General features: G+C 54.9%; 9 protein-coding genes. 8 read left to right on the top strand and 1 reads right to left on the bottom strand.

Annotated features, from left to right (window positions below):
- Positions 1-168 precede the first annotated feature (168 nt).
- The 8 genes from FDW94_RS13105 (at position 169) to recD (ending at position 13,718) form a co-directional block, all read left to right on the top strand.
- Positions 169-639, top strand: coding sequence for a prepilin peptidase-dependent protein (locus FDW94_RS13105; RefSeq protein WP_060683297.1), 471 nt, complete (start codon positions 169-171; stop codon positions 637-639).
- A complete protein-coding gene (locus tag FDW94_RS13100; RefSeq protein ID WP_137377707.1) occupies positions 630-1,193 on the top strand; it encodes a prepilin peptidase-dependent protein in 564 nt (187 codons plus the stop codon). The genes FDW94_RS13105 and FDW94_RS13100 overlap by 10 nt, the downstream gene beginning before the upstream one ends.
- Complete coding sequence (locus FDW94_RS13095; RefSeq protein ID WP_137377706.1) at positions 1,190-1,597, top strand: DUF2509 family protein; 408 nt, start codon at positions 1,190-1,192, stop codon at positions 1,595-1,597. The genes FDW94_RS13100 and FDW94_RS13095 overlap by 4 nt, the downstream gene beginning before the upstream one ends.
- Entirely contained in the window at positions 1,582-1,905 is a 324-nt protein-coding gene (locus FDW94_RS13090) for a prepilin-type N-terminal cleavage/methylation domain-containing protein (RefSeq protein ID WP_008785708.1), read from the top strand. Before FDW94_RS13095 ends, FDW94_RS13090 begins: the two co-directional genes overlap by 16 nt.
- Positions 1,906-1,917: 12 nt before the next feature.
- The gene (gene recC / locus FDW94_RS13085) at positions 1,918-5,286 is read left to right on the top strand and encodes an exodeoxyribonuclease V subunit gamma (protein ID WP_137377705.1); all 3,369 of its coding nucleotides are present in this window, start codon (positions 1,918-1,920) and stop codon (positions 5,284-5,286) included.
- A 179-nt stretch (positions 5,287-5,465) separates the two neighbouring features.
- Complete coding sequence (gene ptrA, locus FDW94_RS13080) at positions 5,466-8,354, top strand: pitrilysin (RefSeq protein ID WP_032944851.1); 2,889 nt, start codon at positions 5,466-5,468, stop codon at positions 8,352-8,354.
- Positions 8,347-11,892, top strand: a complete 3,546-nt coding sequence (gene recB, locus FDW94_RS13075) for an exodeoxyribonuclease V subunit beta (RefSeq protein WP_137377704.1) — start codon at positions 8,347-8,349, stop codon at positions 11,890-11,892. The genes ptrA and recB overlap by 8 nt, the downstream gene beginning before the upstream one ends.
- On the top strand, positions 11,889-13,718 hold the full coding sequence (recD, locus tag FDW94_RS13070) for an exodeoxyribonuclease V subunit alpha (RefSeq protein WP_128611737.1): 1,830 nt from the start codon (positions 11,889-11,891) through the stop codon (positions 13,716-13,718). Before recB ends, recD begins: the two co-directional genes overlap by 4 nt.
- A gap of 97 nt (positions 13,719-13,815) precedes the next feature.
- Here the strand turns inward: recD and argA are convergent.
- A partial coding sequence (gene argA / locus FDW94_RS24215) for an amino-acid N-acetyltransferase (RefSeq protein ID WP_249358479.1) occupies positions 13,816-14,212 on the bottom strand: 397 nt, incomplete at its 5' end.

Raw genomic sequence — 14,212 nt, 5'->3', positions numbered from 1 at the left:
CACAACCGACGCCCATGTGCGTCGGTTTTTTTTGTCACAAATCGCGTTCTTCGGCGCGGATTCCTGAAATATTGCAACGGCCTGTAACGCGCTAAATATTCCCCATAGCTCGCCGTAGAAACCGAATTTCCCGCTCGTTATTCATTTTCCTCACGCCATACTGGCGACATGAAAAAACAACAAGGTTACACGCTTCTCGAAACCCTGATTGCGATGCTGATTGTCGCGGCGCTTGGTGCATCTGGGCTGTATGGTTGGCAGCGCTGGCAGCAGCAACAGCGGCTGTGGCAGACCGCCTGCCAGGTGCGGGACTACCTGCTGCAACTGCGTGAAGATGCTAACTGGCGTAACCGCGATCACGTGATAAGCGTGATTCGGGATGGCACATCATGGTGTTTTGTCAGCTCTGCGGCTTCGCAAACCACGTGCCGACCCGTTTCGTCTTTGGTTTTTACACCGCCCTGGGACGACGTCGAAATGGCAGAGATAACACCTTCACTGGCCTTTTTTGGACTGCGCAATACGGCATGGGCCGGACATATACGCCTGAAAAATGCGACTGGGGAATGGCGCGTGGTGGTGTCTGGCTGGGGGCGAATCAGGCTTTGCGAGCGTGATGAGGCCAGATTATGTCAGTAAATGAACGGGGATTTTCACTGCTGGAGATGCTCATTGCCATGGCGATTAGCAGTATTTTATTGCTTAGCTCAGCACGATTTTTACCGGCGCTACAGCGAGAGATTCTGCGTAACACGCGCCAGTTAGTACTGGAAGATGAAATATGGCAGCGGGTCTACACCGTGGCGAAGCATCTTCAGCGGGCGGGGTATTGCCGGGGAAACTGTGTCGGAGAGGGACTGGTGATATCGGCTAAGGGAGACTGTGTTATTGCCCGCTGGGATGCCAACAGCAATGGCGTTTGGGAAAGCGGTCCCGTGAAAGAGGCTGATTCTATTGGGTTTCGTTTACAGGACAAGGTGTTGGAAACCGTGCGTGGAGCCACCGGCTGCACTGGCAAAGGATGGGACAAAATGACCGATCCGGCCACGATACAGATTGAGGCATTTCAGGTTGAAAGGCTGAATTTCAGCGGATATTCCCCGCTTCTTACGCTGCGTTTGCGTGGAGTGAGCAATGACGAACCACAAAAAGTTGTTGAAGCGGTCTACAGCGTTACGGGATTCAACCTGTGAACCGTGAGCGAGGCGTATCTTCTCTGGCAATGGTCCTGTTGCTGCTGGTGCTCGGTAGTCTGCTGCTGCAAGGCGTTAGCAGACAGGAGGCCAGTTTTGCTGCGCGTGTGGTCACACAAAGTCAGGCGCTGCAGCGTCAGGCGGTAGTGCAATCCGCGATGGAATGGGGGCGTACGCAGCCCTGGCGCTTACAACCCGCCGTACAGTGTCGGCGCGATCCCACGCAGGATGCCGCGGTTTGCCTGCGCCTGCTTACCAATAATTTTGTTCTGCTTATTGCCCACTATGAAGGGATATCGTTATGGCGTCAGGGGGGGGTTATTGATGGCAACATAGAATTCTCGGCGCGTGGCTGGAGCGATTTTTGTCCGCTAAAGGAGCAGACGTTATGCCAGATCCCCTGAACAGACAGCGTGGTTTTAGTCTGCCGGAAGTGATGCTGGCAATGGTACTAATGATAATGATTGTGACCGCGTTGTCAGGATACCAGCGGGTGCTAATGAACAGCTTTATCATCAGAAACCAGTATCAGCAACTCTGGCGCCACGCCTGGCAGCAAACCCAGCTGTACCCGTTTTCATCGCCTGTGAACTGGCAGGTTAACCGAATGCAGACAACGAGAGCGGGATGTGTCAGCATCAACGTTATAATTTCTTCACCCCTCGGCAGGCAGGGTCAGATGACGCGTCTGCATTGCCCGAATCGTCAGTAGTCAGGAGTCGCTATGTTAAGGGTCTACCACTCCAACCGTCTGGATGTGCTGGAAGCGTTAATGGAGTTTATCGTTGAGCGCGAGCGGCTGGACGACCCCTTTGAGCCTGAGATGATCCTGGTTCAAAGTACCGGTATGGCGCAGTGGCTACAAATGACTCTTGCACAGAAGTTTAGTATTGCCGCCAATATCGATTTTCCGCTGCCCGCGAGTTTTATCTGGGATATGTTTGTGCGCGTGCTGCCGGATATCCCGAAAGAGAGTGCGTTCAGCAAACAGAGCATGAGCTGGAAGTTGATGACGCTGTTGCCACAATTGCTGGATAGCGATGACTTCGCATTGCTACGCCACTATCTGACGGACGACACTGATAAACGTAAGCTTTTTCAGCTTTCCTCGCGCGCGGCTGACCTTTTCGACCAGTATTTAGTCTACCGCCCTGACTGGTTGACCCAGTGGGAAGCGGGGCGACAGGTTGAGGGACTTGGCGAGTCTCAGGCCTGGCAGGCACCGTTGTGGAAAGCGCTGGTGGAATACACCGCGGAATTGGGCCAACCGCGCTGGCATCGTGCCAATTTATACCAACGATTTATTCAGACCCTGGAAAATGCGTCTGAATGTCCGCAGGGGCTGCCTTCTCGCGTCTTTATTTGCGGTATTTCGGCGCTACCGCCGGTTTACCTGCAGGCCTTGCAGGCGCTGGGTAAGCACATTGATATTCATCTGCTGTTTACCAACCCTTGTCGCTACTACTGGGGGGATATTAAAGATCCGGCCTGGCTGGCGAAGCTGATGGCACGTCAGCGTCGGCACAGCTTTGAAGAACGGCATCTGCCGCTGTTTCGTGATAATCAGAAAGCCGAAGGATTATTTAACAGCGATGGCGAACAGGATGTGGGCAACCCGATGCTGGCCTCGTGGGGCAAGCTGGGGCGTGATTACATTTATTTGCTTTCGGAGCTGGAAAACAGTCAGGAACTGGATGCGTTTGTCGACATTACGCCTGACAACCTTTTGCATAATATTCAATCGGATATTCTGGAACTTGAAAGTCATGCCGTGGCGGGCGTTACGCTGGAAGAATATTCCCGTAGCGACAATAAACGCCGGCTTGAGCTGAACGACACCAGCGTGACTTTCCATGTCTGCCATAGCCCACAGCGCGAGGTGGAAATTCTTCATGACCGGCTGTTGGCCATGCTGGAAGCGGACCCAACGCTGACACCGCGCGATATTATCGTGATGGTGGCGGACATCGACAGCTACAGCCCATTCATTCAGTCGGTCTTTGGTAGCGCGCCAGCCGAGCGTTACTTACCTTATGCGATATCTGACCGTCGGGCACGCCAGTCTCATCCCGTCTTACAGGCCTTTATCAGCCTGCTGTCGCTGCCGGATAGCCGTTTTGTCTCAGAGGATGTCCTGGCGTTACTGGATGTTCCCGTGCTGGCGGCGCGTTTCAACATTGATGAAGAAGGGTTGCGCTATCTTCGTTTATGGGTCAATGAATCCGGGATTCGTTGGGGAATTGACGACGATAACGTGCGTGAACTGGAACTTCCACCTACAGGTCAGCATACCTGGCAATTTGGTTTAACGCGTATGCTGCTCGGCTACGCGATGGAAAGCTCGCAGGGCGAGTGGCAATCGGTATTGCCTTACGATGAGTCCAGCGGCCTGATTGCCGAGCTGGTAGGGCATCTGGCCTCGTTGCTGATGCAGCTTAATCTCTGGCGTAGAGGGTTAGCGCAGGAACGACCGCTGGAAGAGTGGCTACCCGTTTGTCGGGAAATGCTTAATGATTTCTTCCTACCGGACGCGGACACCGAAGCTGCAATGACGCTGATTGAACAGCAGTGGCAGGCCATTATTACCGAAGGTTTAGGGGCCGAGTACGGCGATGCTATACCGCTCTCTCTGTTGCGTGATGAGCTAGCCCAGCGCCTTGACCAGGAACGCATCAGCCAGCGCTTCCTGGCGGGGCCCGTTAACATTTGTACGCTGATGCCGATGCGCTCCATTCCGTTCAAAGTGGTGTGCCTGCTGGGTATGAACGATGGGGTTTATCCGCGTCAGCTTGCGCCGCTGGGCTTTGATTTAATGAGCCAAAAACCGATGCGGGGTGACCGCAGTCGTCGCGATGATGACCGCTATTTGTTCCTCGAAGCATTAATCTCGGCACAGCAGACGCTCTACATCAGCTACATTGGCCGCTCTATTCAGGATAACAGCGAGCGCTTCCCGTCGGTGCTGGTGCAAGAACTGATGGACTACATTGGACAAAGCCATTATCTGCCGGGCGATGAATCGTTGACCTGTGATCAAAGCGAGGCAAGGGTAAAAGCGCATATAACCCGTTTGCATACCCGTATGCCCTTTGATGCACAAAACTATTTGCCGGGCGAACAGCAAAGCTATGCCCGGGAATGGCTGCCTGCGGCGAGTCTGTCAGGAAAAGCGCACACGGATTTTGTGCAGTCTCTGCCCTTTGAAATGCCAGAAACGCTAACGCTGGAAACGCTGCAGCGATTTTGGGCACATCCGGTACGCGCCTTTTTCCAGATGCGTTTAAGGGTCAACTTCCGCTCTGAAGAGAGTGAGATCCCGGATACGGAACCTTTCACTCTTGAAGGGTTGACCCGCTACCAGCTTAATCAGCAATTGCTTAATACGCTGGTTGAAGAGAACGATGCTGAACGACTGTTCCGCCGTTTTCGTGCGGCGGGCGCGCTACCCTATGGGCCGTTTGGCGAAATTCTGTGGGATACGCAGCGTCAGGAAATGCAGTCGCTGGCTGAACGCATTATCGCCTGTCGTCAGCCCTGTCAGAGCATGGAAATCAATCTTAACTGTCACGGCGTGCAAATCACCGGCTGGCTGCCGCAGGTGCAAGAGGACGGTTTGTTGCGCTGGCGCCCATCTTTGATAAGCATTGCGCAGGGTGTGCAACTTTGGCTGGAACATCTTGTCTATTGTGCCAGTGGCGGTAGGGGAGAGAGCCGATTGTTCCTGCGTAAAGACGGAGAATGGCGTTTTCCGCCGCTGGATGCAGAACAGGCGCTGCTGTACCTGTCGCAACTCATTGAGGGGTATCGGGAAGGCATGTCGTCACCGTTGCTGGTATTACCCGAAAGCGGTGGTGCATGGATAAAAACCTGTTATGACGCCGCAAATGATGCCATGTTAGATGACGATGCAACGTTGCAAAAAGCGCGCAGTAAGTTTCTGCAAGCCTATGAAGGCAACATGATGGTACGTGGCGAAGGTGATGATATCTGGTATCAGCGTCTTTGGCGTCAACTGGATGCTGATACGCTGGAGGCTATTGTTTTACAGTCTCAGCGCTACCTGTTACCGATTTTTCGCTTTAATCAGTCATGATGATTGTATAAAAATTGCGCAATTCGATGGCTTCCACTATGATGCGCATTCTGTCACGGACTGATTCCTACAAAGAGAAGATGCTGGCTCGTTCAGCACATAGTCTTGCCCTGTTCAGATCATGTATTTATGCGTGGTTTGTAGTGAACAGGTGAATTCGTTAATGATGAGGTTTGTGAATGCCCCGCAGCACCTGGTTCAGCGCATTACTGTTGTTCGTCGCCCTTTGGGTTCCCGTAAGTCAGGCAGATACCGGTTGGCAGCCTTTAGCTGAAACCATCCGTAAAAGCGATAAAGACACCCGTCAGTATCAGGCCGTGCGCCTTGATAACGGCATGGTTGTGCTGCTGGTATCCGATCCTCAGGCCGTGAAATCCCTTTCTGCACTGGTAGTCCCCGTGGGCTCGCTGGAAGATCCGGACGATCATCAGGGGCTGGCGCACTATCTCGAACACATGTGTCTGATGGGCTCGAAAAAATACCCACAGCCGGACAGCCTGGCTGAATTCCTGAAAATGCACGGCGGTAGCCACAATGCCAGCACTGCGCCTTATCGTACGGCCTTCTATCTTGAAGTCGAAAACGACGCGCTGGTGGGGGCGGTGGATCGCCTGGCGGATGCTATTGCCGATCCATTGCTGGATAAAAAATATGCCGACCGCGAGCGTAACGCGGTTAACTCCGAGCTGACACTGGCGCGTACCCGAGACGGGATGCGTATGGCGCAGGTGAGCGCTGAGACGATCAACCCGGCGCACCCAGGTTCGCGTTTCTCTGGCGGGAATCTTGAGACATTAAGCGATAAACCGGGCAACCCGGTGCTGCAAGCATTACAAAAATTTCATGAAAAGTACTACTCTGCGAACCTGATGAAGGCGGTGATTTATAGCAATAAACCGCTGCCAGAGCTGGCGCGGATAGCGGCTGACACCTTTGGGCGCGTACCGAACAGGAATATCGCAAAGCCTGAGATTACCGTCCCGGTCGTCACTGATGCGCAAAAGGGCATCATCATCCACTATGTTCCGGCAATGCCGCGTAAAGTATTGCGCGTCGAGTTTCGTATCGATAACAACAGCGCGCAGTTCCGCAGTAAAACCGATGAACTGGTGACCTACCTGATTGGCAATCGTAGCCCGGGCACGTTGTCTGACTGGCTGCAAAAGCAGGGCCTGGTTGAAGGTATTCGCGCAGACTCCGATCCGGTGGTCAACGGGAACAGCGGCGTATTAGCCATTTCCGCGACGTTAACCGACAAGGGGCTGGCGAACCGCGATGAAGTTGTCGCGGCAATCTTTAGCTACCTCAATTTGTTACGCGAGAAAGGTGTCGATAAACGCTATTTTGACGAGCTGGCGCACGTGCTGGATCTCGATTTCCGTTATCCCTCCATCACCCGTGATATGGACTATGTGGAATGGCTGGCTGATACCATGATCCGCGTTCCTGTCGAGCATACGCTGGATGCGGTGAATATTGCTGACCAGTACGATGCGAAAGCCGTTGAGCAACGTCTGGCAATGATGACGCCGCAGAATGCGCGTATCTGGTATATCAGCGCGAAAGAGCCACATAATAAAACCGCTTATTTTGTCGATGCGCCTTACCAGGTGGATAAAATCAGCGACAAAACCTTTGCCGACTGGCAGCAAAAAGCGCAGGGCATTGCGCTGTCGTTACCGGAGTTGAACCCCTACATTCCGGATGATTTCACGCTGATTAAGACGGATAAAAAATACGCTCATCCTGAGCTGATCGTTGATGAGCCGGATTTACGCGTGGTGTATGCCCCGAGCCAGTATTTTGCCAGCGAGCCGAAGGCTGACGTCAGCGTGATCCTGCGTAACCCGAAAGCCATGGACAGCGCCCGCAACCAGGTCTTATTCGCACTTAACGATTACCTGGCAGGGATTGCGCTCGATCAGTTAAGTAACCAGGCATCGGTAGGTGGAATTGGTTTCTCTACCAACGCTAACAATGGGTTGATGCTTAACGCCAACGGCTACACCCAACGTTTGCCGCAGCTTTTTCAGGCGCTGCTGAGCGGCTATTTCAGCTATACCTCAACGGACGAACAGCTGGAACAGGCGAAATCCTGGTATGCCCAGATGATGGATTCCGCAGAAAAGGGTAAAGCTTACGATCAGGCTATTATGCCGGTGCAGATGCTTTCTCAGGTGCCGTACTTCTCCCGCGACGAGCGCCGTAAGCTGCTGCCTTCCATCACCCTGAAAGAGGTGATGACCTACCGCGACGCCTTAAAAACCGGTGCGCGACCTGAATTCCTGGTCATTGGCAATATGAGCGAAGCTCAGACGACGAGCATGGCGCGGGATATCCAAAAACAGCTTGGTGCGAACGGGTCACAGTGGTGTCGCAACAAAGATGTGGTTGTGGACAAGAAGCAGTCCGTCATCTTTGAAAAAGCAGGCAGCAGCACGGATTCAGCGCTGGCGGCGGTATTTGTGCCAACCGGATACGATGAATACGCCAGTTCAGCCTACAGCGCTATGTTAGGTCAGATTGTTCAGCCGTGGTTCTACAATCAGCTGCGTACTGAAGAACAGTTAGGCTACGCCGTATTTGCTTTCCCGATGAGCGTTGGCCGTCAGTGGGGAATGGGGTTCCTGCTGCAAAGCAGTGATAAGCAGCCGTCTTACCTCTGGGAGCGTTATAAAGCGTTCTTCCCGACGGCGGAAGCGAAGCTGCGGGCGATGAAACCTGAAGAGTTCGCGCAAATTCAGCAGGCGATTATTGCGCAAATGCTGCAGGCGCCGCAAACGCTGGGGGCAGAAGCCTCACAGTTAAGCAAAGATTTTGATCGCGGCAATATGCGCTTCGATTCACGTGATAAAATAGTGGCTCAGATTAAACTGCTGACGCCGCAAAAACTTGCCGACTTCTTCCATCAGGCGGTGGTTGAGCCGCAAGGCATGGCGATATTGTCACAGGTTTCCGGCAGTCAGAATGGGAAAGCAGAATATGTGCACCCGGAAGGCTGGAAAGTGTGGCAGACCGTCAGCGCGTTGCAGCAAACCTTACCCCTGATGAGTGATAAGAATGAATGATGCCGCTGAGTCCCTTGATCCACTGCGCTTGCCCCTGACGGGCGAGCGTCTGATTGAAGCCTCTGCGGGCACCGGTAAAACCTTTACCATCGCCGCCCTGTATTTACGTTTACTGCTTGGACTGGGCGGCTCTGCCGCCTTTCCTCGTCCTCTGACCGTCGAAGAACTGCTGGTGGTCACCTTCACCGAGGCGGCTACCGAAGAGTTGCGCGGTCGAATTCGTAGCAATATTCATGAACTGCGAATTGCCTGCCTGCGTGAAACCACCGACAACCAGCTATATGTCCGTTTGTTAGATGAAATTGCCGATAAAAAACAGGCCGCGCAGTGGCTGCTATTGGCTGAAAGACAGATGGATGAAGCGGCGGTGTTTACCATCCACGGCTTTTGTCAGCGTATGCTCAGTCTTAATGCCTTTGAGTCAGGCATGCTGTTCGAACAGCAGCTGATAGAAGATGAATCGCTGCTGCGCTATCAGGCCTGCGCGGACTTCTGGCGTCGGCACTGCTACCCGCTGCCCCGCGACATTGCGCAGGTGGTTTTTGAAACGTGGAAAGGACCGCAAGCGCTGCTGAGAGATATCGATCGCTATCTGCAGGGGGAAGCGCCGGTTATCAAGGCGCCACCGTCTGATGACGAAACGCTGGCCTCCCGGCATGAACAAATTCTCGCACGCATTAACCAGATCAAGCAGCAATGGTGTGATTCTGTTGATGAGCTGGATGGCCTGATGGAAGCCTCCGGAATTGACCGGCGTAAATTTAATCGCGGTAATCAGGGCAAGTGGATCGAAAAGATCAGCGCGTGGGCGCAGGAAGAAACACAAAGTTACCAGCTTCCTGACGCGCTGGAGAAATTCTCACAGCGTTTTCTGGAAGAGCGAACCAAAGCGGGCGGGATAACCCCTCAGCACCCGCTGTTTGTCGCTATTGATGAACTGCTTAGCGAACCGTTAACTCTCCGCGATCTGGTGATCACCCGGGCGCTGGCGGAGATCCGCTCGGCAGTTGCCGAGGAAAAACGTCGCCGCGGCGAGCTGGGTTTTGACGATATGCTCAGCCGTCTGGATGCGGCGTTGCGCAGTGAAAGCGGCGATGCGCTGGCGACGGCTATTCGTACTCGTTTCCCGGTCGCCATGATCGATGAATTCCAGGATACCGATCCGCAGCAGTACCGTATTTTTCGTCGGATCTGGCAGCATCAGCCGGATACCGCACTGCTGCTAATTGGTGATCCGAAACAGGCAATTTACGCGTTTCGCGGCGCGGATATCTTCACCTATATGAAGGCGCGCAGCGAAGTCAGCGCACACTATACGCTTGATACCAACTGGCGTTCGGCCCCCGGCATGGTCAATAGCGTGAATACGCTTTTCAGCCAGATGGACGACGCCTTTATGTTCCGCGAAATCCCTTTCAGCCCGGTAAAATCCGCAGAAAAAAACCAGGCGTTACGGTTTGTTTTACACGGCGAAACGCAGCCAGCTATGAGTATGTGGCTGATGGAAGGAGAAAGTTGCGGCGTAGGCGATTATCAGAGCTACATGGCCCAGGTGTGCGCCACACAAATTCGCGACTGGCTTAAGGCTGGGCATTCTGGCGCTGCGCAACTGGTCAGTGGCAAAGTATCCAGCCCGGTACGCGCGTCGGACATCAGCGTACTGGTGCGTAGCCGCCAGGAGGCGGCGCTGGTCCGTGATGCGCTGACGCAACTGGCCATTCCCTCTGTCTACCTCTCCAACCGTGACAGCGTATTTGAAACACTGGAAGCGCAGGAGTTGCTATGGGTGCTGCAGGCGGTGATGACGCCGGAACGTGAGAACACGTTGCGTAGCGCGCTGGCGACCTCAATGATGGGGCTGAATGCGCAGGATATTGAAGCGTTAAATACCGACGAGAATGCCTGGGATGCGGTGGTCGAAGAATTCGACGGCTATCGTCAGATCTGGCATAAACGCGGCGTGATGCCGATGCTACGTGCGCTGATGACGGCTCGCCAGATTGCAGAGAACCTGCTGGCGACGGCGGGAGGCGAACGTCGACTGACCGACATTTTACATATCAGCGAACTGTTGCAGGAAGCGGGCTCGCAGCTGGAAAGCGAGCATGCGCTGGTGCGCTGGTTGTCCCAGCATATTCTTGAACCCGACAGCAACGCGTCCAGCCAGCAGCTCAGGCTGGAAAGCGACAAGCATCTGGTCAAAATCGTCACCATCCATAAATCGAAAGGGCTGGAGTATCCGCTGGTCTGGCTGCCGTTTATCACCAATTTCCGCGTTCAGGATCAGGCTTTCTACCACGATCGTGGCTCTTTTGAAGCCGTGCTGGATCTCAGCGATGCTGAGGAGAGCGTTGAGCTAGCCGAAGCAGAGCGTCTGGCGGAAGATCTGCGTTTGCTGTATGTCGCGCTAACCCGTTCGGTATGGCATTGCAGCCTTGGCGTTGCGCCGTTGGTACGACGTCGGGGCGATAAAAAAGGGGATACCGATGTGCATCAGAGTGCACTTGGTCGCCTGTTGCAAAAAGGTGAGCCGATGGATGCCGTGGGTCTGCGTAGCGCGATTGAAGCGCTTTGTAGCAACGATATTGCTTGCCAGACTCCCGCGCAGCCTGACGGTGAACCCTGGCAGGTTGCGCAGGCCGTTAGCAGCGAACTGAGTGCTAAAATACTGCAGCGTAAGCCCGGCGATAGCTGGCGCGTGACCAGTTATTCCGGTCTGCAACAGCGTGGACAGGGTATCGCGCAGGATCTGATCCCACGACTGGATATCGATGCCACAGGCGTCGGCGAGGTTATTGAAGAGTCAGGACTTACACCGCATCAGTTCCCGCGCGGCGCTTCGCCGGGTACGTTCTTGCATAGCCTGTTTGAAGACCTCGATTTTACGCAACCGGTGGATCCGCATTGGGTCGAGGAGCAACTGGCGTTGGGCGGTTATGACGCACACTGGACGCCGATTTTGACCGAATGGCTGGACGCCATTTTGCAGGCGCCTCTCAACGAGACTGGCGTGAGTTTGAGCCAACTTTCCGCGCGAGAAAAACAGGTGGAGATGGAGTTTTATCTGCCGATTTCGCAGCCGTTGATGGCCAACCAGCTTGATGCGTTAATTCGCCAATACGATCCGCTATCGGCGGGGTGCCCTGCGTTGGACTTTATGCAGGTTCGCGGCATGCTGAAAGGCTTTATTGACCTGGTATTCCGCCACCAGGGGCGTTATTACCTGCTCGATTACAAATCGAACTGGCTGGGCGAAGACAGCTCCGCCTATACGCAGCAGGCGATGGCCTCTGCCATGCAGGCGCATCGCTACGACCTTCAATACCAACTTTATACCCTCGCGCTGCATCGCTACTTACGCCATCGCATTGCTGATTACGATTATGAACGCCATTTTGGCGGCGTTATCTATCTCTTCCTGCGCGGCGTTGACAGTGAAAATCCGCAGCAGGGAATTTACGCGACCCGACCTGACGGAGAGTTGATTGCGTTGATGGACGAGATGTTTGCCGGTGCGGTGCAGGAGACGATGTTATGACAATCCAGAAACGATTTCTGGAGGCTGTTGAGCAAAAACAGCTCCGGCCTCTGGATGCTCAGTTCGCGCTGGCGGTAGCCGGAAGTGACAACCCTGCCGTTGCGCTGGCGGCTGCGTTGCTCAGTCGTGAAGCGGGAGAAGGGCACGTCTGCTTACCGCTTTCACGGTTATCTCTGAGCGAGGACGCGCATCCTCTGTTAAGCGCCTGGCTCGCTGAAACGGGCGAACCAGAAGACTGGGCGGAATGTCTGCTGGCTTCCAGTGCGGTAAGCCGTGGCGAGCAACCCACGCCGCTGGTGCTGTACGGCGATCGCTTGTATCTGAACCGGATGTGGCACAACGAACGTACGGTGGCTCGCTTTTTCAGTGAAGTGAACCACGCCATTGAAGTGGATGAACAACGGCTGACCCACACGCTGGCGGCGCTGTTTCCGCCATCGGAGGGGGTTAACTGGCAAAAAGTAGCCGCTGCTGTTGCGCTCACCCGCCGGATATCGGTGATCTCAGGCGGACCGGGGACGGGAAAAACGACAACGGTCGCAAGGCTGCTGGCGGCGTTGATTCAAATGGCCGACGGTGAGCGCTGTCGTATTCGACTGGCGGCGCCAACGGGAAAAGCGGCTGCGCGCCTGACCGCCTCACTGGGAGCGGCGTTACGAGAGCTACCGCTAACCGATGAGCAAAAGAAACGCATCCCCGATGACGCCAGTACGCTGCATCGATTATTAGGCGCTCAGCCTGGCAGTCAGCGCCTGCGTCATCATGCGGGAAACCCGTTGCATTTGGATGTGCTGGTGGTGGATGAAGCCTCGATGATTGATTTGCCGATGATGTCGCGCCTTATCGATGCGCTGCCGCCGCACGGACGGGTGATTTTTCTGGGCGATCGCGACCAGCTCGCTTCCGTCGAAGCGGGGGCCGTGCTGGGGGATATCTGTGCTTTCGTCGGTGACGGGTTTACCCCGGAACGCGCCCGCCAGCTCAGTCGCCTGACCGGGAGCGCTATTCCTGCCGGTTCGGGAATTCAGGCAGCAGCGTTGCGCGACAGTCTGTGCCTGCTGCAAAAGAGCTACCGTTTCGGCAGCGATTCCGGAATCGGTCAGTTGGCCGCGGCGATTAATCGCGGCGACAAAACTGCGATAAAAACGGTGTTCCAGCAGGGATTTAGCGACATCGAAAAACGCACGCTACACAGCAGCGAGGATTATGCCGCGATGCTGGATGAGGCGCTGTCGGGATATGGGCACTACCTGGATTTGCTGCACGGGGGTGCCGAGCCGGGGGCTGTCATTCAGGCCTTCAATGAGTATCAGCTGCTATGCGCCCTGCGGGAAGGTCCGTTTGGCGTTAGTGGTTTGAATGAACGCATTGAGCAGGTGATGGCGCAAAAACGTAAAATTCATCGTTCGACCCATAGCCGCTGGTATGAGGGAAGGCCGGTGATGATCGCGCGCAATGACAGTTCGCTGGGATTATTTAACGGTGATATCGGCATTGCCCTCGACCGTGGACAGGGCCTGAGGGTGTGGTTTGCGCTGCCGGATGGTTCTATCAAATCGGTGCAGCCCAGCCGCTTGCCTGAACATGAAACCACCTGGGCGATGACGGTGCACAAATCGCAGGGATCTGAGTTTGACCACGCGGCGTTGATTTTACCCAGCCAGCATTCACCCGTGGTTACCCGCGAGCTGGTCTATACCGCCGTTACCCGCGCGCGTCGCCGCCTGTCGCTGTATGCCGATGAGCGGATATTGAGCCGCGCCATTGCCACCCGCACTGAACGCCGCAGCGGACTGTCAGCATTATTTAATGACGGCATGATGTAGATGTAGGCCGGATAAGCGTCAGCGCCATCCGGCCTAAAAAAGATGTGCCAGCGATGTAGGCCGGATAAGGCAGTTATGCCGCATCCGGCAACCACTCTTACCCCAAATCCGCCATCAGCACTTTTGACCGCCGCTGATAGTTGTACATCTCTTTCTTGCTTTCCGGCAGCAGGTCGATATCCACCGGCGTGAAGCCGCGCTCCTGGAACCAGTGGATGCTGCGTGTGGTTAACACAAACAGCTTGCTCAACCCCATTTGCCGGGCCTGCGCGGCGATTCGTTCCAGCAACACTTCCCCGCGTGACGAACTACGGTAGTCCGGATGTACCGCCACACACGCCATTTCGCCAATCCTCTCTTCCGGGAAAGGGTACAGAGCGGCGCAGGCGATAGTCAGGTTATCACGCTGAATAATCGTGAATTTGTCGATCTCCATTTCCAACTGCTCGCGCGAGCGGCGCACCAGAATACCTTGCTGCTCCAGCGGGCGGATA

It is taken from the genome of Citrobacter sp. wls757 (assembly GCF_005280935.1).
Classification (GTDB): Bacteria; Pseudomonadota; Gammaproteobacteria; order Enterobacterales; family Enterobacteriaceae; genus Citrobacter; species Citrobacter portucalensis.
The sequence above is the reverse complement of the archived record's forward strand: the minus strand, read 5'-3'. Positions and strand labels throughout refer to the sequence as shown.

What these genes read in the sequence shown, in the direction of transcription:
- FDW94_RS13105 (WP_060683297.1), top strand. Translation starts at nt 169, where the DNA reads ATGAAAAAACAACAAGGTTACACGCTTCTCGAAACCCTGATTGCGATG.
- FDW94_RS13100 (WP_137377707.1), top strand. Translation starts at nt 630, where the DNA reads ATGTCAGTAAATGAACGGGGATTTTCACTGCTGGAGATGCTCATTGCC.
- FDW94_RS13090 (WP_008785708.1), top strand. Translation starts at nt 1,582, where the DNA reads ATGCCAGATCCCCTGAACAGACAGCGTGGTTTTAGTCTGCCGGAAGTG.
- recC (WP_137377705.1), top strand. Translation starts at nt 1,918, where the DNA reads ATGTTAAGGGTCTACCACTCCAACCGTCTGGATGTGCTGGAAGCGTTA.
- ptrA (WP_032944851.1), top strand. Translation starts at nt 5,466, where the DNA reads ATGCCCCGCAGCACCTGGTTCAGCGCATTACTGTTGTTCGTCGCCCTT.
- recB (WP_137377704.1), top strand. Translation starts at nt 8,347, where the DNA reads ATGAATGATGCCGCTGAGTCCCTTGATCCACTGCGCTTGCCCCTGACG.
- recD (WP_128611737.1), top strand. Translation starts at nt 11,889, where the DNA reads ATGACAATCCAGAAACGATTTCTGGAGGCTGTTGAGCAAAAACAGCTC.